The 23,515-nt window shown below is 44.6% G+C and carries 17 protein-coding genes; 4 read left to right on the top strand and 13 right to left on the bottom strand.

Translation table 11 applies throughout. The features are described from left to right. From ALT761_RS16315 to ALT761_RS16270, 10 genes are all read right to left on the bottom strand, one after another. Positions 1–1,308 carry an AMP-binding protein gene (locus tag ALT761_RS16315; RefSeq protein WP_129739987.1) on the bottom strand — a complete coding sequence of 436 codons (1,308 nt, stop codon included), beginning with the start codon at positions 1,306–1,308 and terminating at the stop codon, positions 1–3. Positions 1,309–1,324: 16 nt separating this feature from the next. Then, positions 1,325–3,091: an IucA/IucC family protein gene (locus ALT761_RS16310; RefSeq protein ID WP_129739986.1), complete on the bottom strand. Its 1,767-nt coding sequence runs from the start codon at positions 3,089–3,091 to the stop codon at positions 1,325–1,327. Further along, positions 3,078–4,943: an IucA/IucC family protein gene (locus ALT761_RS16305; protein WP_129739985.1), complete on the bottom strand. Its 1,866-nt coding sequence runs from the start codon at positions 4,941–4,943 to the stop codon at positions 3,078–3,080. Before ALT761_RS16305 ends, ALT761_RS16310 begins: the two co-directional genes overlap by 14 nt. A gap of 86 nt (positions 4,944–5,029) precedes the next feature. Continuing rightward, entirely contained in the window at positions 5,030–6,403 is a 1,374-nt protein-coding gene (locus tag ALT761_RS16300; protein WP_129739984.1) for an MATE family efflux transporter, read from the bottom strand. A 209-nt stretch (positions 6,404–6,612) separates the two neighbouring features. Beyond that, positions 6,613–7,767 carry a HupE/UreJ family protein gene (locus ALT761_RS16295; RefSeq protein ID WP_129739983.1) on the bottom strand — a complete coding sequence of 385 codons (1,155 nt, stop codon included), beginning with the start codon at positions 7,765–7,767 and terminating at the stop codon, positions 6,613–6,615. A gap of 9 nt (positions 7,768–7,776) precedes the next feature. Continuing rightward, positions 7,777–8,931, bottom strand: a complete 1,155-nt coding sequence (locus tag ALT761_RS16290) for a hypothetical protein (protein ID WP_129739982.1) — start codon at positions 8,929–8,931, stop codon at positions 7,777–7,779. Between the two features lie 80 nt (positions 8,932–9,011). Then, a complete protein-coding gene (locus ALT761_RS16285) occupies positions 9,012–9,512 on the bottom strand; it encodes an Ig-like domain-containing protein (protein WP_129739981.1) in 501 nt (166 codons plus the stop codon). 12 nt (positions 9,513–9,524) lie between these two features. Beyond that, entirely contained in the window at positions 9,525–11,105 is a 1,581-nt protein-coding gene (locus ALT761_RS16280) for a DUF4331 domain-containing protein (protein WP_129739980.1), read from the bottom strand. Positions 11,106–11,263: 158 nt separating this feature from the next. Next, positions 11,264–11,965: an anti-sigma factor gene (locus ALT761_RS16275; protein ID WP_129739979.1), complete on the bottom strand. Its 702-nt coding sequence runs from the start codon at positions 11,963–11,965 to the stop codon at positions 11,264–11,266. Continuing rightward, positions 11,962–12,495 carry a sigma-70 family RNA polymerase sigma factor gene (locus tag ALT761_RS16270; protein ID WP_129739978.1) on the bottom strand — a complete coding sequence of 178 codons (534 nt, stop codon included), beginning with the start codon at positions 12,493–12,495 and terminating at the stop codon, positions 11,962–11,964. Before ALT761_RS16270 ends, ALT761_RS16275 begins: the two co-directional genes overlap by 4 nt. Before the next feature lie 464 nt (positions 12,496–12,959). Between ALT761_RS16270 and ALT761_RS16265 the strand changes: the two genes are divergently transcribed. Then, positions 12,960–13,403 carry an RDD family protein gene (locus ALT761_RS16265; protein ID WP_041452682.1) on the top strand — a complete coding sequence of 148 codons (444 nt, stop codon included), beginning with the start codon at positions 12,960–12,962 and terminating at the stop codon, positions 13,401–13,403. Positions 13,404–13,544: 141 nt separating this feature from the next. On the opposite strand, the gene lptG is transcribed toward ALT761_RS16265, so the two are convergent. Together lptG and lptF are read right to left on the bottom strand one after the other, a co-directional pair. Next, entirely contained in the window at positions 13,545–14,606 is a 1,062-nt protein-coding gene (gene lptG, locus ALT761_RS16260; RefSeq protein WP_013782776.1) for an LPS export ABC transporter permease LptG, read from the bottom strand. Then, positions 14,607–15,707: an LPS export ABC transporter permease LptF gene (gene lptF, locus ALT761_RS16255; RefSeq protein ID WP_013782777.1), complete on the bottom strand. Its 1,101-nt coding sequence runs from the start codon at positions 15,705–15,707 to the stop codon at positions 14,607–14,609. A 261-nt stretch (positions 15,708–15,968) separates the two neighbouring features. Between lptF and pepA the strand changes: the two genes are divergently transcribed. Genes pepA through ALT761_RS16240 form a run of 3 tightly spaced genes read left to right on the top strand, consistent with a single transcriptional unit; the run spans position 15,969 to position 20,720 of the window. After that, positions 15,969–17,474 carry a leucyl aminopeptidase gene (pepA, locus tag ALT761_RS16250; protein WP_129739976.1) on the top strand — a complete coding sequence of 502 codons (1,506 nt, stop codon included), beginning with the start codon at positions 15,969–15,971 and terminating at the stop codon, positions 17,472–17,474. A 6-nt stretch (positions 17,475–17,480) separates the two neighbouring features. Further along, on the top strand, positions 17,481–17,906 hold the full coding sequence (locus ALT761_RS16245) for a DNA polymerase III subunit chi (RefSeq protein WP_013782780.1): 426 nt from the start codon (positions 17,481–17,483) through the stop codon (positions 17,904–17,906). A 39-nt stretch (positions 17,907–17,945) separates the two neighbouring features. Continuing rightward, positions 17,946–20,720: a valine--tRNA ligase gene (locus tag ALT761_RS16240; RefSeq protein ID WP_129739975.1), complete on the top strand. Its 2,775-nt coding sequence runs from the start codon at positions 17,946–17,948 to the stop codon at positions 20,718–20,720. A gap of 102 nt (positions 20,721–20,822) precedes the next feature. Here the strand turns inward: ALT761_RS16240 and ALT761_RS16235 are convergent, their stop codons facing one another. Next, the gene (locus tag ALT761_RS16235; protein WP_129739974.1) at positions 20,823–23,486 is read right to left on the bottom strand and encodes a hybrid sensor histidine kinase/response regulator; all 2,664 of its coding nucleotides are present in this window, start codon (positions 23,484–23,486) and stop codon (positions 20,823–20,825) included. Positions 23,487–23,515 lie beyond the last annotated feature (29 nt).

The raw sequence follows: 23,515 nt of genomic DNA, 5'->3' as shown, positions 1-23,515 counted from the left end.
TTACTCTGCCATCTGTGCTAGTTCGTTTTGGTGCTTTTGGGCACAGTATGCTTCTGCCAGTTTTTTCCGATTCACTTTGCCGTTTGCTAGGCGTTCAATGTGCTCCACTGCATGTAAAAATTGCGGAATTTGGTACGCGGCAAGTTTGTCGCCACACCAAGCCCGAAGCGTATCGGCATCGAGTTTGTCGGTGGTGAAATATAAACAGGCTCGCTGACCCGCCGTGGTGTCGTTTACTTTAAACAGTACGGCATCGGTCACGCTTGGGTGTTCAAGAACAATATCTTCTATCTCTTGTGGGTATACATTTAAACCCGAGACAATAATGGTGTCGTCTTGGCGCGCGATGAAATGCAGCATCGGTGACACATTTTCTGCATGCTCAAAATAGCCCAAATCTTGGGTATGGATAACGTGTGCCTGATGGCTAGCATTTATTGCAGGTACGGTTATCACAATTTCTTCAGGGTAATTGACGTCATGCCCAGACGATATCTGAATATGAGGCAGAACATGACCAATGCTGGTGTTGGAAGATGTGAGAGGGCCTAGACTGACACAACCAGATTCAGAACATCCGTATTGTTGGTATAAATGCGTTACTCGTTCACTTACCTTATCGCGGGTTGGTTTCGACATTAAGGTACCAGAAGTCATGGCGGCATAAAGCGTGCTGGTTTTCGGCCATAACATGCTAAGCATATTTAACATCGCAGGTGACGAGTAAAGTAGCGGTTTTTTTGCTGCCAGCAATAACTTCATTATAAATTTTGGGTTGATATTGGTAATAATTGTCGGGCTTTTGCCTCTACCGAGCGCTACTAGCACCCCACATATTAGTCCGTATGAGTGGGTGACTGGGCAGGCTACGTAAGGGGTCATAGCGTCAGCCTCAGGGAAGTGAGAAATGTAACTGGCTATTTCTACATCTATAGCTACCCAACTTCGTTTTAAGCACTTAGGTTCCCCCGTTGTGCCAGAGCTCATTTGAATAAGCCCGGCATGCTGGTCTGCCTCACCTTCATATTCAACAGCAATTGGGGAGTGCATGTCGCCGTAAAACAATACCCCACATTTAGCTCTGCTGGCGCTACGCTTGGCCTGTGACAGCGGCGTATCTGGGTGAATTGGCATCACTGAAATATCATGGTTTTTAGCGTAGAGGCATAGGGCTAACCATGTAGCGGTATCGCTAAGACAAACGGCAATATTTGTGTGCTTTGCATGCAGTTCGGCAATTGCTGAAAATTGCTGGTAAAAACGTTCGAAATCGTGGGTGGAATAAAATGTGGTATCAACACTTAACATGAAAATCTCCTGCACATTAAAGTGGATGTAAAGGGTTAGGGATAGTGTGATGAAATTCTTGCGTCCCTTGGCCACTCAGCTTTTTGGCGAGTAGAGATTCAGTTTGAATAGTGGGCGCAAGTAATTTGATTTTCCTTATGCGAGTAGGGCATGGCTTAGCCGTTTTTTCGTAGGCTGTTAATGCATGACTAACTTGTTGCCAAAACTGGCTTTCTTCATAGTGATAATAGCGATGCATCAACTCGGCTACATCGGTAAGATTGTATACAAACAAGGTATCTACGAAGAGTTCACGCAGTGCATCTACATCTGACATCCAGTAAAATTGATTGGCTGGTGCATGAATGTAATCGTGGTGTAAATTAGCGAAGTGAGGCGTTAGCGCTGGCTGCGCAAGATAGCTGTCGACATACTCTAAACTTTCATGAAAATCCCGCAATACCACCGACGTTGGCCAGCCATTGTCATGCCGTAAAATCATATTTTGTGCATGGGCTTCCAAAGCTATACCGTGCTTAACTAACAAGTGCCACACCGGAATAACCGTTACTTCAAGTAGTTGTGTTAGCCAAGCTTCGCAGCCGTATTTTTTTATCCATGGGTCGATAAAGGGCAAACCGTCGTGTTCAACCAGAGATAATGCAACAAAGGGAAGGGCGTGCGTAATGCCTTCTTTTAGCGGTTGGCTGTTGCGAAAAATTACACTAAGACTTGGGGATAGTTTGTTCGCCCAATGCTCGGCCCCCACAGTAGTATCGGGGTGTCGAACTACGATGCCTGCATATTCATTTTGGATAGCAAGGTTTTGCTTTTCTTGGTACCAGCTATCTTGCTTGATAATGGTATCTAACCAGTTCGAAATGACCGGTGCTGTTGTCACTGAATGAGGTTCAATGGTGCGCAAAGAAGATGTATTAACCATGTTCATAGGCAGCTTCACATGCGCTTTGTTTGGTGAGGTTACATTCAGTAACGTTCTCACCGAAATAGTGGCCTGATAACTATCGCCACATTCACCTAAATCAATAACATCTTTGTTATTAATAGGTTGTGTGAGCTCAGATGCTAATACTTGTCGTTGCCAAGGGTGGATAGGTAGAAAACCATATTCTTGGCCATGTGTGCTTGTAGTATTTAACCGCTGCTGCAAAGTATTTAGTGTTTCATTGCCCAGTTCTTGCTGCCAAAAATGCATGGTTTCCGTTGGCAAGTTTTCTGCTAAAAAGGCGTGTTTAATGGCCAACCAGTGAAGCTTGAAATGGTTATTTGCTTCTGGGCTATAGTTCGCATGATCACTAGTGCTAAAGCCGGTGCGGGCTTTGAAACAAGGGTGGTAGGGATGGCCCTCTAAAATGGCTGATTCTAAGGCCGAGTAGACTAGATGTCGTCGACTCTGTAATTGTGATAAATGCACATCGTTCCATTCACAAAACCCGATAGTTTGATCTAACTCCTTTAGCAATTGGCGTTTTGTGCTATCACTTGCGGGTAAGTCGTTTACTAAGGTAGGTAAATCAATGGTGGCTGTCTTGAAGGGCGCAATTTGTTTTATATAGGTAGCATCTAATCGAATTCGGCCGAAGCTTGAGATATGGCCGCGGGCGATGTAACGGGTGGAGCCAACTGAAAACCAAAAGCTGCCGTTGGTATAGTGGTAAGGAACAAGCTTCTCAAATAATAATGCTTCAACGAGTTGTTTGACTACACGGGCTTTTGAACGTGTGTTTAGCCCCTTATTCACATGCATTAATGCAGGTCTTTTCTGAATATTAGGCTGATTCAAGGCAAACCTCGAATGTGGTGGCTGGATTATTGGGGAGGGAAACTGGCGGTGTTAAGCAGTAAAATGGGTTTTTAATTTGGGTATAAACGGCTTGTTCCATCTCAGCTTGTAACTCGTCAACGTCATCTACCCGGGTCAGCAGGTTGCCTTTGCAAGGAATAGACTTACGCTCTGTAATGGAGCGTATCAACCCTTGCCCTAGTGAAGATACTTGGGTTAGTAGCTTATCTAATTTTATGCGGGCCAGGTTTAGCAGGGTGTCTTCGCTAACTAACCCGTCTAAGCCGAAGCGGTTAATTACCGAGAAGAGTTGGTTAATTATTAAGTAATAGCCAAAGCGGTCGAAAATCATGTCGTTATCGTAAAATAGATCTGGGCATTTAATGAGGTCGGGCTCTAGCTGTAGTAGCGTGCTTTTAACCGAACTTGAAAGGTAGAACCCTTGATTGTCCCGATAAAAATACGTTTTCGGATAGCCTTCAGTTAGGTCTAATAGGGAGTTTTGCTGGTGGGCTTCTAGTGCAATACCAAATTGATCGAACAATCGAATGGCTGGCTCTATTGCGCATTTCCAGTAACGGTCGAACCATGCAATGCTTGTTTGGTGCTCTGAACGTCCCTCTTGAACAGACAGCGTATGAATAATAGTGGCAAGCTTTGAACGGTCGTTAGGGAGAATAGCGTCTTGCACCAGCGCCGCTATTGATTGTATTCCTCCAATGCCTAATTCTTTCTCGGTTTGTTTAAATGGGTTATCGCGCAATATCATTTCAAAGCCACTTTCATCCATATCAGGTAAAGAAAGTGATAGGTAAGCGGGGTCGCCAATAACTTGAAACTGTGAATGCAGAGACGAAAAACGTGTTGTATTAAGTAGCTTCGCTAAGGTCACGCCAGCATCAAGCTCATGACCCATGTTTACACGCATGGAGTTGGTGATTTTAACCGGAATAGAAACTTTCACCATGAAGTTGAGCTTTTCACAGTAAAGGGTTCGAACCGATGACGTTGGTGTGAACTTTGCGCCTAGCGGGCCTAATGGATGTAATTGCCCAGTGGAAATTAACTGGTGGATGTAATCTTGCTTTAGTAACCATTCTGCTTGAAGTGGGTGAACCGCCACTAACGCCTTGCCCGCTTCACTAAACTGCTTAATCAAAGCTACTTGTTCATCGCCAGCGTCTTGCTCTGCTATACGAAGCACAATGTGTTCTGCGCAAAGTTCAATCGCCGAACTTTGGTTTAGCCATTTCCTCTCTACGGCAAAAAAATGTAGTTTGAAGCTGCCTTTAAGTTCAGGGGCATAATGCGCGTGTTGCCAACGGTGCATACCTTGGCGAGATTTTGGAGTAGGGTGGAGCCAGTGACCAAACAACACCGACTGTTCAGAGTCAATAAAGCGAGGACTTTTTAGTGCGGGATCATCTTTTCTTTCTTGGACATAATCAGCCATTACCTGATGGCTTTCAATAGTGCGTGATGTGAGTTCCAATTCCTGCTCACAAACATGAGGGGTGTTTGACCGAGCGTAGATTTCTTTAATCAATAGCATGATGGCTGAAATAGAGTCTAGTGGGTGCCATTCCATGCTGTTTGGACGTTGATGGTAAATTCCAGTGAGTTTGTGTCTTCCCACGATTGAGCGAAACGCCACACCGAATACCAGCTTTATTTCACTGTGCTGAAGTTGTAATTCCAGCATGAATTTATCGTGGTTTTCTGTATTGAAGCCACTTGCTGTCTTCCATTGCACTATCGAGTGCCAAACCCCTTCATCTATTTCTTTTAAATAGCCGTTAACAAAAGCTTGGTAGGATGCATTATCTGCAATTTGCTTGGCGATTGTGGCCATGCTTTTCTCCCCTTACTCAGACATTAAAATTCCCCGTCATCGTAATGAGAATGATTATCATGCTCAAGTTAGTTTACATTTGTTACTTATTCCAAAAGCGTAGTGGGGCGGAATCGATAGCTATATATGAGAGCAAAACTAAAGGTGAGCCATTCGGCAATGGGCAGTGCGATAAGAAATAATAGTGGGGAAGGTGACAGCGCCAACAGCGTGCTGTGATAAAAAATAACGTAGAGGAACACCAGCATAGTTGCGGGAAATAAAATACTACGGCATAGCGCTAACAATGCCGACGGCGCGGGTTTATGAATGGCCGTTAGGTAGCACCCTAGAAGAATATTAATGCCATTTACAATGAACACCGGCCACATCAGGCCTATAACGTGACTAACAAGCTCGGTTACCTCGCTGTCTCGTTCATTTAAAAATAAGGTGGTAAGAGGTGCTTGTGCAAAAATCAGTGCACCCGCTAGCAGCAGGCCAGTGAGTAAAACACTTGAAAGTGAAATTTTTAGAAATGCGTAAACTCGAATGGTGTTCTTTGCGCCGTAATTCTGACTAACCAGTAAATGAAGAGCATCCGCTACCCCATAAGACACCATCACGCTAAGAAAAATAAAATAGTTCACTACGCTAAACGCAGCAACGCCATTAGCCCCTAACTGTGCAATCAGCAGCCAGTTTAGGAGTAAGAAAAGGGCGCCAACTGATACTTCATTTACGAATTCTGAAACGCCGTTATAGGCAGTGGAGAAAATAGCACGCCAATTTTTCTGCTTAAAGGAAAAGCGTAGGGTACGTTTTTGGCTGAAAAAGTAGGTCATAAGCACCACGCACTGTATAAGCTGCGCGATGGCAGTAGCATAGGCGGCGCCCGCTATTCCCATATCAAGGTGCAATATGAATACCCAATCAAGAAGAACATTAGTAAGCGCCCCTATGACTAAGGCTTTTGTTCCCAGCACAGGATGACCATCGGTGCGCACAAAATAATAAAGCACCATGGTGCTTAGTTGCAGAATGAACACCCAACGAATAATGGCAAAATACTCGGTTACCAGCGGTTTAATAGGCGCAGGTACGTTTAAAATTACGTATAACGTAGGCTCAAGAGCAAAACTTAGCAGTGCAAAACAAACGTTAACTAGCACAGTGGTTATCAGAGTTTTACTCATAATGTCAGAGGCGGCGGTAGTGTTCCCTTCGCCTAAATACTTGCCTGCCGTTACCGCGCCGCCAATGGCGAGCATGAGTGATATAGCTATAAGGAAGGTTAAATACGGCAGCAGCAAACTAACGGCGGCTAACGCATCTGAGCCGACGATATTTCCCACAAAAATGCCGTCTACAAGGCTAGCGGTGGTAAGTGATAGTAAGCCTATCATTGAGGGAATAACGTAATAGAAAAATGTGGGAATGGTGGGGCCTGCCAGAACCCGATTTTGCTCGCGACTACTCATTGCTTGCTCTTATGTAAATAATTAACCCTGTGCTAGAAACCTCATTGATACCCAGCGTGTAGGGGCAAAGGTTATGCGGCAGAAACGTGAGGTGCAATCAAGGTTACATTTGTGACATTTGGCGTGACACTCGCGATGACATGTTGCATTCAAAAAAAACGCTTAACACCAGTGTTAAGCGTTCTAAACAAGGTTTACTGCTATGATCGTTACCAGCGCTGAATCGTCCAGTTAATCGCAATGATGGCAATGACTGAAGATACCAGCGGCATTAAAGTTTTGGCATAAAACGTATAATGTCTAAGCCACAACAGCAAAGGAAGTAACACGGCCACAATAGCTAACTGACCCACTTCTACACCAATGTTAAATGCAGCCACACTAAGCACAAGGTTATTTGACTGGGCATTTAAATCGGCAAATACGCTGGCGAACCCCATTCCGTGTAATAAGCCGAAGGCAAAGGTAATAATACCTAATCGCACAATGAGCGGATAGATATTATTAAGAGCAGTCAGCAGCACTGAAATAGCGATTCCAAGCTCGACTAAACGGCTATCCAACGCAATAAAATTCAGGGCGGTAGCGGTCAGGGTAATAGAGTGCGCTAGGGTGAACGCACTGACTAATATTACAGTGTGCTTTAGTATTCGAGAAGTTGAAGGCTCTTTTTGCCACTGTTTTTGCTCTCTTACCAGGTTAACGGTAAGCAAAGTAGCCACTAGAAACAGGATATGATCGATACCAATGAAGATATGCCATACACCTTCGTACACTAGCGAAATGAACAATGCGGTTAGTGACGTAGTGCTAGCATCGAATGTAACGCTGCGGCTATCTGTATCAAGTACGCTGGTAACAGACGTGTTCTCTGAAGTGCTTTGTGAACTGCCTTGTGCACGACTTCCTGATTGATCAGCAAGGTTTACGTTTACAAGCAGCTTATGGGTAGGGCTATGTTCAAAAATGCCGTCGTAGTGGATGCCCAATATACCATCTGATCCACACATAACTTGAATTGGTGAGACCAAGTAAGAATCGCCGGAAACACTTCTAATATTTGGCATGCTAAGGTTAATTTCACAGGGCGAGTCATCTACTCTAATACTTAGCACTTTCGTTATATAGCGCTCTAACAAAGGCTGATTTTGATGAATCTCACCCCACGTCAGTGCGCCATCTCCGTTGGTATCTAGCCCTGCTACTTGCCCAATATCATCGGGCTTTAATAACAATTCGCCGCTATAGGTATTTTCTTCACCCGCGTTGAGGGTTAAATACCCGCTACTCAGTTCGTGGGCGTTTACTACGCTTGCGTTCATAACTAAAAGTGACAAAAAAAGAGTAACTACAAGTGCTTTCATATATTTTCTTTAATTCAATGTCGATGATGTGGCAACAGCGCTTTCGGCCCGTGCCAGTAACCTAGCGTCACTTCGTGTTTGTGCTGCTTGCCAGTTTAGCCTAGCGAATTTCAGGGCTATAGCTGGTTTATAGTCAATATCTAAAAAGTAACTAGCTACTTGCGCTGCATGAGAAACATCTTCCCGCCAAGTACGTAAAGCCATTCTATCAGCTAATTGCTTTTGAATTTCAGTATCATGAAGACTTATTTGCCGTTCTGCTTTTGCCATGCGAAGCAATAAACCATCGTCTATGTTCTTTCCTGTACTGTTGGAATTGCGATTAGCTGCAGTTTGAATTGCTGTAAGCCTTTTAATCACATCTTGAGATTTTGAAAGTTTGAGCTTAGCATCAGACCATAGCAATAGTGCGCTTACGGGCAGTTTTTGTGTGTCTATTTTGTTCAGGTGTGAAAGCGCAGCCTCTGGTTTATCAAGGGTGTAGGCCATTGCTGCCAAGGTTTCGTAGTACCACAGGCGTTCGCTCGCGCCCCCTTGCTTGATGCTAGTGTTATTAGCATTCGTTTTTTCCACACGAGATTTTTCAGCAAATGCCTCAAGGTTTAGTAGTTTCTCGTAGCTAGCACTATTAGTATTAAGTGTGAATTCGGCGTTTAAAATACATGTGAAAGCCAATAGATAACTGGTTTTGCCAACTAATTGTTGGCAGTATTTTTTGGCCGCAACGGGGTTGCCTTGCTGAATGTTAATGTCTGCTAGTAGCAGTAAAGCAGGTGCATAAAGGGGCGTTTTTATTTCGTTTAAAATAGCTTCAGCTTCGCGAAATTGATGGGTGCCTTGCAGCACCTTGGCCTCTAACACCATAAGTTGCGTTTGCGCACTAGCTGAAAGGGAACTTTTTTGCTGTTTTTGATAATGGATGAAGCGAATCACCTGTTGTCTTTCATTACCTGTTGCATCGGGATAACGGCTTTGACTGAGCACTGTTTGTGCTTGTGCTATGGTCATTTTTGCTTGAGGTTGTGCACTCCATGTGGCGATAACTTTATTGCTAGGAATGTCGCCTGATGTACCGCTAAGAGAGGCTGTATCATTAAATGCCAGCGCCGATGAGCATAATATAGACAAAGCGCTAAGTGCGATAAGCCGAGTCATTAACTTCATAGTATGAACTCCTAGGGTAGATAAACGTAAAGTAAACAATCTTAAGAAAAAAACAGCGCCATCCATGGCGCTAATGCTATTTATTGCTGAGGTATTAAGTCATCAAAACTACTTTCTTCGGCATCCTGAGTGAATTCTCTTCCGTTAATAGGAAGGGGCTCATCAGTCGCTTCTTGATTAAATGCATCTCGTGTATAGCTTGAAAACGAGACTTGTTGCGCATCTATAGTAATAGTCACTTCACCCGTGTCAGCATCGGCTACGCCGTCAGATACGCTGAATACAAAAGAATCAGTTCCGGTAAACTGCGCATTCGGCGTATAAGTAAAATCACCGTCTGCTGTTACCGTTGTGGTTCCGTTTGCGCTGTCTGTGGCTAGCGTATAAGTTAAAGCATCGCCATTAGCATCACTTGCACTGAGCATTTCGGTGAACGCAATATCAGCCTGGGTAGTAAACATGGCATCTTCAGCTACCGGTGCCACGTTTACTTCTGGCTTATCATCGTCATTGTCAAAGCATCCAGTAAGCGCACTGAGTGCGCCTACCAAAACTAAGCCTCTTAAAAGAGCGTTGTTCATAATCATCACTCCTTATTCAGAACCCGCTATAGGTGTTTTAAGGTAAGGGAATGACGCATCGGTCATACTGGCATCAACTGGCGCACCATCAGTGAATGGAACATTACCTACGCTTGCATCTTCTTCAGTACACAAGCCTAAATCAGTATCTTCACCATTCACTGGAATGGGATAACATAAGCGGCCCATCACAACGCGTAGGGCAATATCTACCACATCATCGCCAGGTCTTCTTCCGTTCGGGAAGCCAGCTAAATCGTCGCCTGCTACACCGAATGCAGATTGGTCGGCTGCAGGTGTTGCTGGAATGCCTGTATTTAAGCGAAGCATTTCAGACGCCGTTACCGTTGCCTGTTGGTTAACGCCAGGGAAACCTGTTAAGAACGCAGCAACTAAATCATTTCTTGGGAAATTAGTTGGCGCTAACGTTTCTATTGATGTGCCTAACGTTGTGTTTACTGCATCTTTAAACAAGATGTTTAGTAATTCTGGTAGTGCAGGGTGAGTAACATAATCAGCGAACTGACCATCATCACTTGGGTGGGCACTAGAGAAGGTATCTTTATCGCCAATACCGATAACCAGTTCGTTAACTAATGGGCTGCCTAAGCGAGATACTTGGGTCATCGCGCCGCCATTAACTTCTGGCGATTCAAAGGTTGCATCAGGGTTTAGGATACGTGCTTGTGGAAGGCTGGCTGTTGTCCAACTACCCACTACGCCATTACCGTCGCCAGTAACACATGCTGAAGGTACTTCAACAGAAATTGAGGTCACATTTTTATCGGCTAAGTCATCGTTGTCATCGCTTTGGGTAATACCGCCTGGAAAACCAGCACCATCACCTGCGCCAGGGGCACTATCGCCTTCAACGGGCACATAATTCACCAAGTCGAAGGTTTTACCTAGGTTTACTACAAACGGGTCTTTACGTTGGCCTACAAATACCTTTGCCATGTCGTCACAGCCTGGTATTGAAAACGAATAAATAAAACTTTCAGCATAACGTGCGTATTCTGCTTCGCTGGTAAAGGTTTTATTACCAATGTAATCAAGTGGTTTGGTAAACATATCACCTGCACTTGGCGTCAGCGTAGTACGCTCGCCGCTTTGCATGTCGCCCGATACCATTGTTAAGCTATACATTTCTGAGAAGTTGGCTGCACTTTGATCGTCAGCACTAACAGGGCCAATGTTCTTTAATGGCACTTTCACCATTTTTTCTTCGCCGGCTGCGCCAATAGGTAATGCAATGCCTTCGTTTTCAGCGGCAAGCATAGATTGAAACTCAAAAACGAAACTAATGTCTTCAACTGCATCGCCATCGCTGTCGATATGAATAGTATATTGCGCGTTTGGATCCATGGCGAAATAATTAGGGCCGCCATAGGCATCTTGCAGTGGAATGTAATTTGCGATGAAAGTAACGTAGCCCTCACGCCCTTCTTCGTAGCTATTAAATGCGTAAAAGTCGGTGCTGTCTAAAGCGGGGTGACGTGTAATATTAGGTGCTTCTCGGTGACTTGAAGCCACTGCGCCTGCGGCAATAAGTGCGCAAGATACAGCAACTACTGAACGTTTAATCGAAATCATATTATGTCTCTTAGTGAGTGAGTTCATAAAGCCAAACGATTCGGATGCGAAGTTGGATGCAAGTTTATTTACTTTTATTTAAAACCCTTTTATCGAACACAAAAAAGCCGGCTTGAACGCCGGCTTTCAAAAGTACTTTTTTAGAAATGTCTTCTTTATTACACAGAAACCAGCGGCGCTATGTATAACACTTCAGTAGGTGCGCCGGTTTTTGAGCCGCCTGGCGCTTCTAAACTCACCGCAAGCGCAGCAATACTACCATCAAGTAATATGGCATTCGTCGCAAAATGCTCGAAGCCAGATTCAGGCATTAAGCCTAATGAAATAGGTGCTTCACCATTTTCAGGTACCATCCATAGCTCGTAGTCTTTATCGGTCGTAGCAGCAAATGCACTGGTCACTTTTACATCCATAGTGGATTCAGAAATCTCTATTACCCATAACGGCGCATTGTCGGCGTTATTAAACACCGCAACATGTGACGTTTCTTCGTCGGCTACTGGCATCATCACGACAAGAAGTACCGCAAATATCATTGCAGCAGCGGTAGACAGAAAGGAGAGATAACGCCATCTAGCCTGCTTTGCTTGTTCAAATTCAACAACGTTCGACACTGGTTTTGTTGAATTGCCATGATCAAGACGATGCTGAATTTGTTCCCACACAGCATGGGGAGGCTTTACAGGGGTTATGCCGTCTGAGAAGCCTACCAAGTATTCTTCCCATTTGGCGGTGGTTTCACCTACGATTTGGTACTGCATCAATAGTTTTTGATAGCGCAGACGTGCTTTGCCTCTTAAGGTACCCACCACATATTCGGCCGCGAGTGCGTTTAACCGTTCTTCTTTCAAATAATTCATAATGACAAACACCTTTGTAAGCTTTGAAGGCCACGTCTAATCCAGCTTTTTATAGTGCCCAGAGGCGACGACAAATGGTTCACAACTTCTTGATGGGAAAGTCCGTTTACATAAGCCAGTTGTATAGCTTGACGTTGGGATTGATCCAATTCATCCATGCATTCCGCTAATTTATCTTGCTCGGTATTCATCCGAACGGGGGTAGAAGACTCATCCAATTGAGGCGCTTCGTTATCTAGTGATACTTCATTTCTCACATTGTGATAGCGCATTAAATCTAATGCACGGTAGCGAGCAATACTGACCATCCAAGTCAGCACAGTCCCTTTACCACGTTGGTAACTGCCTGCGTTATGCCATATTTTGATAAAAGCATCTTGGGTTGCTTCGTCGGCCAGTTCCGGCCGTTTCAAAAGCTTTAACACCACAGCATACAGTTGAGGGCTAGTTAATTTATATAGCTCAGCAAAAGCGGCTTTATTGCCATTCGCTGTTTCACACAGTAGGGGAAACAAGGTTTCATGTTCCATAAAGTATCCTTCTTTACCGAGCCATACATGGCATTTAGAAATTAAATGGCCTTAAGCTTCGGAACTCTGATCAGGGCATAGACACAAGAATTTTTCGATCGATTGTTTGTGTTTACATCTTATTAAACGTTTGCCGTCTGTAATTAGATGCAAAAAGTATAAATATTCTTTGTGCTCTACACCTTACACGCTATTTCTAACCGGTTATAGCTTAGCAATTCACAATACTAAGTATTAAAACTAGCCCTGTTTCCGTATCGGTTATTTATGCCTTGTCAGGGTTGTGGCACACTAGCGCGGTATTGAACTGTATCGGAAGTATTTTGAACAAAAGTCACAACAAAGCGTCACGTGCTGCACGCAATGCAAAAAAAGCGAATAAGCGTGAAAAACTCACCGAAAATGAAGCTGTCGAATTTACCTCTTCCTCAGAACGTGCAGGCTTTATTCGCCGTTTAGCTGCCATGATTTACGATACATTGGTTGCCGTTGCGGTGGGGATGTGTGCTGCTATGGTGGTAATAGTGACGCTTATTGTGTTGCTTTCAAATGGTATATTGGATTTGCAAGGCTACGAGCAGCCCGCTGAATTAATTCAAGCATCTACTGGGTATAAGTTACTTATTCAAGTATGGGTTGGTTTGTGGGTGGTTGGTTTCTTTTTATGGTTTTGGAAGCGAGGTGGGCAAACCTTGGGAATGCGTGCATGGCGACTTCGTATTTTCAGCACCGTAGATGCACCTATGACATGGCCGCGATTGCTTATTCGTTTGGTGGCGTCACTAGGTGGCTTAGGTACGCTATTGGTACTTTTTGATTTTAAGCACAAGCAGTCATTGCAAGATAGATTGGCGCAAACCCAAGTGCTCAAATTGACTAAAGAAAGTAACGATCATAAAAGCTGGTAAGCAAAAGCGCTAATACCAATAAGAAAGGGAAGCTAAGCTTCCCTTTTTTGTATCCAGTGTTGAAGCGGAAGAGCCTAGTGTGTCTGAAGATTCAACCAAACGCTTAATTCAAGCGACTCAAATTAGACGACTCAAAATACGCTACTTTCTCAGCATGATGGCGGCGATGGCCGCAAACAATAAGCTGGGAAGTAAAGCGCCTAAAAACGGTGGAATTTGATATACCAAACTAAGTGGGCCAAACACTTCATTTAAAATGAAGAAGCCAAAGCCGGTCAGTACGCCCATGATCACCCGGGCACCCATAGTAACACTGCGCAGCGGGCCAAAGATGAACGACAAGGCCATTAATAGCATTACCCCTACCGACACAGGTTGTAAAATTTTGCGCCACAGTGCCAATTCGTAGCGTGATGGATCTTGTCCGTTATTAGCCAAATAGCCCACATAGTCTAGCAAACCAGAAATAGATAGAGCTTCAGGTTTTACGGCAACAATACCCAACTTATCTGGCGTTAATGTCGAGTTCCATTGCATACTTTTTTCGTTATCTAACGTTACTGCGGTTTCACTAAAACGCGTAACGTCCACATCACTTAAACGCCACTCACTGCCATCGAAATTACCCGATTTAGCATAGGTAATACTTTCAAGTGAAAGGTCGTCGTTAAAATCAAAAATATTAATATCTTTTAGTGAATCACGACTTAACACTTCGCCAATACTCACGAAGTGTTCGCCATCTTTAGCCCAAACCAATTGCTCTGAAGAGAATAAGCTTCCGCCTGAAATGGCCTCTGTGCGAATTTCTTTGGCTTTAGATTCACTGAAGGGGGTTACCCATTCACCCACAGCCATGACCAATAGAATCATGATAGTGGCAGACTTCATGGTAGAGACAATTATGTTCCATCTACTCATGCCTGCTGCTTGCATAACAACAAGCTCACTGTTGCTGGCAAGTACACCCATACCGATTAACCCGCCGAGCAGAGTTGCCATGGGGAAAAACTGTTCTAAATCTCTTGGTAAGCTAAGCACAACATAAAGGAACGCCACCATCATGTCGTAGTCGCCTTCACCCACTTTACGCAGTTGCTCTACGAATTTAATCAGTGCGCTTAAGCCAATAAGGACCGATAGAGTAACAGTTACCGTACCTAACAGCGTGCGAGCAATATATAAATCGAGGATTTTAAACATCTATTTTTTCCCCAATATCCAGGCCCTAAATTGGGTGCCTGTTTTTCTGTCTCGCACAATCAAGGCAACACCAATTATCAGCATGATGGTATGCACCCACCACAACCCAAGTTGAGGGGGGATTTTGCCGTCTTCTAGTACCCGTCTGCTGGCTAATAACAATAAGAAGTAGCCAAGATAGAGCAGTATAGCCGGGAACATTTTTCCAAATCGGCCTTGGCGGGGATCTACCGCGCTCAATGGCACCGCAATAAGAATCAAGAAGGGCAGTGAAAGAGGAATAGCTATACGCCATTGTAACTCTGCACGGGCTTCTATCGATTCGTCACCCCATAATTCAGTAGTAGGTAAAACGCTAACCTTGCGTCTTGCTTCCTCTGCAGGCTTATCGGCTATTTGAATTTGGTATTCATCGAATTCCACCTTGCGGTAGCTTTTTTGCGACTGCTGACCTTCGTACTGCACCCCTTGTTTTAACACCAAGTTTCGGGTGCCATCAGGGTTACTGGCCACTTGCCCTGTTTGCGCGTAAACCACTTGAACCTGATTTTCACCATTCTCAGTTTTATTTTGCGATAAAAACACGCGGCGCAATTGGTCGTCCGTATCAATGTCGTGAACAAAAATAACCGCTTTGGCATTACCGGTTTGTTGGAATCGACCAGGAATAATGGCAGAAAGGCCGGCTTCGTTGCGGGCTTTTTCCCTCAGTTGGTACTCGTTTTCAGCCGCCATAGGGGCAAAATAGAGGGTAATCGCCCCCGTTACTATCATAATGAGTACTGAGAGAAACAACATCACTCGGGTGATGTACCACTCACTGATACCGCATGCACGCATGACAGTCATTTCGCTGTCTACATACAGTCGCCCATGGGCCAGCATAATGCCTAAATAAGCACTTATAGGCAGCACGAGTGATGCGAGAATCGGGGCGTATAGCCCAAGAAAGCCAAGTACTAGTCCTGCTGGTATATCGCCGTCTGAGGCATCACCAAGTACACGTACAAATCTAAGGGTGACAAATATCGCCATTAGAATGAAAAATATGGCTAACTGAGACTTAAGGGTTTCCTTAAGCAAATAGCGGAATATCAACATCTCAGTCCTACCGGAAACTTTGGAATTTTAGTGAAAGAAACCACAATTTTGAGTAAACTTACCGTTTTTACAAGTTTTGCCTGCAATCATAAAATTAATTGCATGGTGTGGCGAAGCAAAATTGACATAATTTACGTCAACATTGCGTCATTCGCAGCTAGCATGCAAGTATGGCTGCGTATTAAAACATAAAGCAGCGCGAAACGTTATGTGAATTTAGTCAGCATGCAAATCTTAAACGACGAAAAACGAGGTGATATCGTGGAGTTTAGTGTAAAAAGTGGCAGTCCGGAAAAACAACGCAGTGCCTGTATTGTTGTCGGGGTCTTCGAGCCGCGCCGCCTTACCGCGGTGGCTGAACAACTAGACGAAATCAGTGAAGGCTATATTAGCAACTTATTACGCCGCGGCGACCTAGAAGGTAAAGCCGGGCAAATGCTATTGCTGCACCATGTACCGAATGTACTGAGTGAGCGCGTATTACTAGTTGGTTGCGGAAAAGAGCGCGAACTTGATGAACGCCAATACAAGCAAATTATTGCCAAAACCATTACTACCCTAAACGAAACGGGTTCGATGGAAGCAGTATGTTTCTTAACGGAATTACACGTTAAAGGTCGCGACACTTATTGGAAAGTGCGTCAAGCCGTAGAAGCTACCGAAGATTCTTTGTATACCTTCTTGCAACTTAAAACCAAGAAAGGTGAACCACGTCGTCCGTTGCGTAAAATCGTATTTAACGTACCTACACGTCGCGAACTCACCGTGGGTGAGCGTGCAGTAGAGCATGGGCTAGCCATTTCTCGCGGCGCCAAAGTTACCAAAGATGTGGCTAACATGCCGCCAAACATTTGTAACCCTGCTTACCTTTGGGAACAAGCCCAGTCTTTAGCCAGCCAGTACGACAGCGTGAGCGCTGAAGTTGTAGATGAAACCCAAATGGCTGAACTGGGCATGCAAGCTTATCTAGCTGTGGGCCGTGGTTCTGCAAACGAAAGTATGATGAGTATTATGCACCACCGTGGTGGTCCAGCCGATCAAGCACCTATTGTGCTGGTGGGTAAAGGGCTTACCTTCGACTCAGGTGGTATTTCAATTAAGCCTGGCGAAGCCATGGATGAGATGAAATACGACATGGGCGGTGCAGCTGGTGTGCTAGGTACTATGCACACTATTGCAGCGCTAAACCTGCCTATAAACATTATTGGTGTGCTAGCCGGCTGTGAAAACATGCCAGATGGCACGGCTTATCGCCCAGGCGATATCTTAACCACCATGTCGGGGCAAACGGTTGAAGTATTAAATACGGATGCAGAAGGACGCTTGGTACTGTGTGATGCGTTAACCTACGTTGAGCGCTTCGAGCCTGAGCTGGTGATTGACGTGGCTACGTTAACCGGTGCCGTCATTATTGCGCTTGGCCACCATGCAACCGGTGTGATGAGCACGCATAACCCGCTTGCCCATGAGCTGCTAAATGCATCTGAGCAAAGTTCAGATCGCGCATGGCGTTTACCAGTGTGGGATGATTACCAAGAACAGCTTGAAAGCCCGTTTGCTGATATGACTAACTTAGGTGGTCGTCCGGCAGGCAGTATAACGGCAGCGTGTTTCTTGTCTCGTTTCACCAAGAAATATAATTGGGCGCACTTAGATATTGCCGGTACTGCATGGCGCAGTGGCAAGAACAAAGGTGCAACAGGGCGACCTGTTCCTATGTTATCGCAGTTCTTAATGAACCGCGCTGGCACCAAGTTAGAGGACTAACGCACGATGCCTCAAGTCGTGTTTTATCAACTGAGCGCAGGCGACACCAGTGTGGCGTCTCGCGCGAGCGAACTTATTGCAGATGCTTTTGCCAACAAGCAAAAGATAAGCGTGTTATGCGATACGCAAAAGCAAGCCGAAGAAGTTGATGAATTTTTATGGCAATTGCCAGCCAATCGCTTTGTACCCCATAACCTATATGGTGAAGGGCCACAAAGCGGCACACCGGTGGAAATTTGTTGGCAACCCGAGCAGGTTGCCCGCCGTCAAATGGTGGTTAATGTTGGTTCGGGCATGGTGCCTTCACCAAATCAACATCGCCAAATTATCGATTTTGTTCCCGTAGATGACGAAGCCAAACAGGCTGCGCGGGTGCGATATAAGAACTACCAGCAAGCCGGATGTAATATGCAGTTTAAGAAAACTGCATAGTGAGCACATCAGAATCGGGCTTCACAACGAGAGTAAGTAATGGATAAAACCTTCGAACCACAGTCCATTGAGCAGCAATGCTATGAAAAATGGGAAAATTCGGGTCTTTTTAAAGCATCGGGCAGCGGCGATCCGTATTGTATTTTGCTTCCACCGCCAAATGTTACCGGAAGCCTTCATATGGGGCACGGTTTTCAACAAACTATAATGGATGCCTTAACCCGCTATCGCCGCATGAAAGGTGACAACACCTTATGGCAAGTGGGCACCGACCACGCGGGTATTGCTACCCAAATGGTGGTAGAACGCCAATTAAATGCAGAAGGCAAGACTCGTCATGACTTAGGTCGTGAAGACTTCATTAAAAAAGTCTGGGAATGGAAAGAGCACAGTGGCGGCACTATTACAGGGCAAATGCGCCGGTTAGGCACATCACCTGATTGGTCTCGTGAAGTGTTCACCATGGACGACAAGTTGTCTGATGCGGTAACTGAAACCTTTGTGAAGCTTCATGAAGAAGGCTTAATCTATCGCGGTAAGCGTTTGGTTAACTGGGATCCTGTACTGCACACCGCAGTGTCAGATTTAGAAGTCCTAAACGAAGAAGAAGATGGCCACATGTGGCACATGCGCTACCCACTTGCTGATGGCAGTGGTGAGCTAGTGGTTGCTACTACTCGTCCAGAAACCATGCTAGGTGATACCGCTGTTGCAGTACATCCTGATGACGAACGATATCAAGCTTACATTGGTAAAGACATTAAACTGCCTATTACTGGCCGTTTAATTCCGGTTATTGCCGATGATTATGTTGATCAAGAATTCGGTACCGGCTGCGTTAAAATCACGCCGGCTCACGATTTTAACGATTACGACATGGGTAAGCGTCATAGCCTACCGATGATCAATATACTAACTGACGATGCGAAAATTAATGATGAGTCGCCAGAGGCTTATCGCGGCTTAGACCGTTTCGACGCACGTAAGCAAATTGTGGCCGACTTAGACGCCCAAGGCGCACTCGTTAAAATTGAACCGCATAAGCTTAAAGTACCTCGCGGCGACAGAACCGGCGCGGTCATTGAACCTTACCTTACCGACCAATGGTATGTTGCGGTTGAGTCACTTGCTAAGCCTGCTATTGAAGCGGTTGAAAGCGGTGAGATTCGTTTTGTACCGGAAAACTGGAACAAAACCTATTACCAGTGGATGCACAACATTCAAGATTGGTGTATTTCACGTCAGTTGTGGTGGGGACACCGCATTCCTGCATGGTATGACGACAACGGCAACATTTACGTGGGTCGTACTGAAGCAGAAGTTCGCGCTAAAAACAGTTTGAGCGACGATATTTCCCTTCGCCAAGATGACGACGTACTTGATACCTGGTTCTCATCTGCACTATGGCCGTTCGCGACCATGGGCTGGCCTGAAAAAACGCCTGAACTAGAAACCTTCTTGCCTTCATCGGTATTGGTAACTGGCTTCGATATCATTTTCTTCTGGGTAGCCAGAATGATCATGATGACGAAGAAGTTCACAGGCCAAATTCCGTTTAAAGATATTTATATTACCGGTCTTATCCGCGATGAGAACGGCGATAAAATGTCTAAGTCAAAAGGGAACGTACTTGACCCTATCGACCTTATTGACGGTATCGACCTAGAAACGCTAGTGAAAAAGCGTACCTCAGGCATGATGCAGCCAAAGCTAGCTGAAAAGATTGAGAAGCGAACGCGTAAGCAGTTCCCAGATGGTATTCACGCCTATGGTACCGACGCACTTCGTTTTACTTTTGCTGCCATGGCATCAACCAGCCGTGATATCAACTTTGATATGGCGCGGGTAGAAGGCTACCGTAACTTCTGTAACAAGATTTGGAATGCATCACGCTTCGTGCTGATGAATACTGAAGAACACGATACAGGCCGTGATGGCGGCGAAATGGTATTAAGCATTGCCGATCGCTGGATTTGGGCTAAGTTCCAACAAACCCTTGTTGAGTTTGAAAAAGCATTAGAAGACTACCGTTTCGACATTGCTGCGCATATTGTGTATGAGTTTACCTGGAACCAATTCTGCGATTGGTACTTAGAACTTACCAAGCCAGTACTTAGCAACGAAGCCAGTAGTGAAGCTGAAAAACGTGGTACACGCCATACGTTAATTAACGTACTGGAAAACTTGCTACGTTTGTTGCACCCGTTAATGCCATTTATTACCGATACGATTTGGCAGCGTGTTGTGCCATTAAGTGCGCTACAGGTTGAAGAGAATGCCAGCATTATGGTGCAAGCATTCCCAGTACAAGATGCCGCTAAACAAGATGAGCAAGTACTTGCCGATATTGAGTGGGTGAAGAAGTTTATCGTAGGTATTCGTAATATTCGCGGCGAAATGGATATTTCTCCAAACAAACCGCTTAATGCCTTACTTAAAAACGTAAGCGCTGAAGATAGCCGCCGTTTAGAGGCTGCTAAAGCCTTCTTAGATAAGTTATCTAAGCTTGAAACAGTGACCATCCTTGAAGACGGTGAAGAAGCACCAGCGAGCGCTACGGCACTGGTAGGTGAAATGGAAATTCTTATTCCTATGGCGGGTCTTATCGACAAAGATGCCGAGCTTGCTCGAATCACGAAAGCCATGGATAAAGTGGACAAAGACGTTTCACGTACCCGCGGAAAGTTGAGTAATGAGAAGTTTGTAAGTAACGCCCCAGATGCCGTGATTGAGAAAGAGCGCGGTAAGTTGGAAGAAGGTGAGAAACAGCTTGAGAAGCTAAAAGCGCAATACGAGACTATTGCTGCTTTATAGGTCAGAGCTAACACGCTAATTGATAAAGGGTTGTCGAGAGACAACCCTTTTTGTTTGGCCGTTATTCACGAAACGGTGCAAAGAGTAACAACCTCTGCGTGTTTAATGTTTCATGTGCCGCTTTAACATATCAACCAAAGCTTTGCGTTTAATTGGCTTAGTAAGATAGTCGTTCATACCTACATCGATAGCGCTTTGTCTGTCTTCTTTCATGGCATTCGCTGAGAGCCCGATAATGGGAAGGGTAGTAAAGCCCGCATTTCTTAATACTTTTGTTGCCTCATAGCCATCCATTACGGGCATTTGGACATCCATTAACACTAAATCATAATGAGGCGCGTTTTCTATTTTACGCACCGCTTGATTGCCATCTTCGGCTATATCAAACGTAATCCCTAAGGTTTTAAGCATTTCACCGGTAACAATCTGATTTATATTATTATCTTCAACCAACAAGATATGTCCTTCCAAATTTATATCTTCAATGATATCCATATTCTTGGTCATGGTTTTTCGTGTTTCATTACTCACTACCATAGACATGAAGTGCTCAAATTGTGCCGGCGTAAAGGGGTGCATAATAAGCGGGCCTTTCCACAGGCTATTGTACTTATCTTGCAGCGCACTTCCCACGGTATCCATAATCAAGCCCACATGGGTTCCTTGCTCTGCCAGTGCGTGTAACCAACGGATATTTTCTTTAAACACACTAAAGCTAGGAATATCAACAATAAGGTGTTTGGGCAGAGAGTCGAGGGATTGGGCGGCGTAAATGTCCATGATATTGGCTTGGCTAATTTGTACTATCGACTGGTAGATATCTGGTAGCAGAGGCGAAGAAGTTAAGTACATACTGGACGTGGGTAACTGGGGCGTAAGGTCAAAAATACCAGGCTGATTTTTAAATACACGAAGCGGTAACGATATTGTAAAGGTACTGCCTTTTCCTTCCACTGAAGTGGCTGATAGAGAGCCACCCATCAAGTCGGTGAGCTGCTTTACAATGGTTAAACCCAGACCGGTTCCACCATATTTGCGATTGGTCGCGTCATCGGCCTGAGTAAAGGGGTTAAATATACGGGCAAGCTGTCGCTCACTCATTCCAATACCCGAATCTTCAATGTTCATTGTTAGAGAGAGTAAATTACCTTTATCGTTAATTTTGCCATCAAACCGAATGCAGATTTGCCCTTGTTCGGTAAATTTCACCGCATTGCTTCCAATATTCATTATGATTTGCGCAATACGTAGCGGGTCGCCAATAACTTGCGGCACAATGGAAGGTGACACGATGAAACGAACGGCTAAGTTCTTCTCTTTGGCTTTAAGGGCAATAACCGCAATGAGGTTATCGAACAGCGAATGAAGGGAAAAGCTGACTTCTTCAATTTTAAGTTTGCCGGCTTCAATTTTTGAAAAATCAAGAATGTCATTGATAACACTCATTAAAATCTGGCTTGAATAAGCCGCTTTATCAAGATAACCGCTTACGATATCAGGCACTGGGTGTTGCTGTGCGAGTTCTATTAAACCAATTATACCATTCATTGGCGTGCGAATTTCATGGCTCATATTGGCTAAGAAAATACTCTTTGAGGCGGTTGCTCGCTCTGCTTTTATTTTACTTTCAGTCAGTTCTGAGTTTAAGGATTCCAGCCTGCTATTTAGTCCACGGGCTTCCAATAGTAAGCTTTCCGTTTGCTTGTTTTTGTCACTAAATACATGGGCGGCACGCGCAAGATTACCAATTTCGTCGTTACGGCTATTGCCTGGAATACTCGAAATATTTTGCCCCTCAGATAGCCGATTGAATACGTGGGTTATAGTACGAATTGGGCCTAAGATACGATAGGCGGTAAATATGGCGGCGATGATCGCAAGTAGAATGGCGACCAGTGAAAATATCTCACCACTACGTTGTGTTTCTTGCGCGACCAAATAGGTGTTGTGAGTAATAGATTCGGTTTTCGATGTTACTTGATTGGCAAGTTCACCACTTAAATATAAAAATTCATTCGCTGACCCTGCCATAACCACATTAACCAAGAACAAGTTTCCTTGGGTGATTTGTGTCAGCTTGAATAAGTCTGCTTCAGCCTTTTCTAATAAATCATTAACTTGGCTATGAAGTATTTGGTTGTTTATTGTAATCGCTTTAATGGCAGTAATTGCTTCATTGAATTGAGTGATTAAGGCCATGTCAGGCTTCATCAAGTAGCGAAGGATTGCATTTTCCGCCTTGGCAATATAGAAGTTAAGTTTATCGATGGTACTTCTAGGAAGCGCGAAATTTTCGTTGTCAGTATCAAGTAATCGTTTAATTGCTAGTAAATCTATCAGAGACCCATTAACGATTAAGTCGTCTTTTTTCGAACGAGCATCAATAACTTGGCGAAAATTTTCTTGGTAGGCACTAAGATGTTTATGCATACGAGACAACACATAGGTATCGTCAATCTCACCGCTTTGGGTAATAGGATCGGCGAGTTCATCTAGCCTTTTATTGATAGAGAGCATCAACCTTTCAAAACGCGTCACCGCAGATTGGCTAGCATTTTCTTTGAAGATAAGCACATTACGCTGCAGGTCGATAACATCTCTTTCGAGTTCTTTCACTATTGCCACATCAACTACAGCACGACTCGATGCTGCCATACCGCTGCTTAATACAGATTGGTTCTCTCTAGCAATATACCCTTGTAATAAGAGCAGGGCGACTAGGGCAATTAATACAAGAACAAGTTGCGTTCGAATCGATGACAGCATAGCTATTATTGTGCCTTTAACTTAACCAA

The sequence above is a fragment of the Alteromonas sp. 76-1 genome, from assembly GCF_900654235.1.
GTDB classification, from domain to species: domain Bacteria; phylum Pseudomonadota; class Gammaproteobacteria; order Enterobacterales; family Alteromonadaceae; genus Alteromonas; species Alteromonas naphthalenivorans.
Note: the sequence above shows the minus strand (reverse complement) of the source record. Positions and strands in the feature narration are given on the sequence as shown.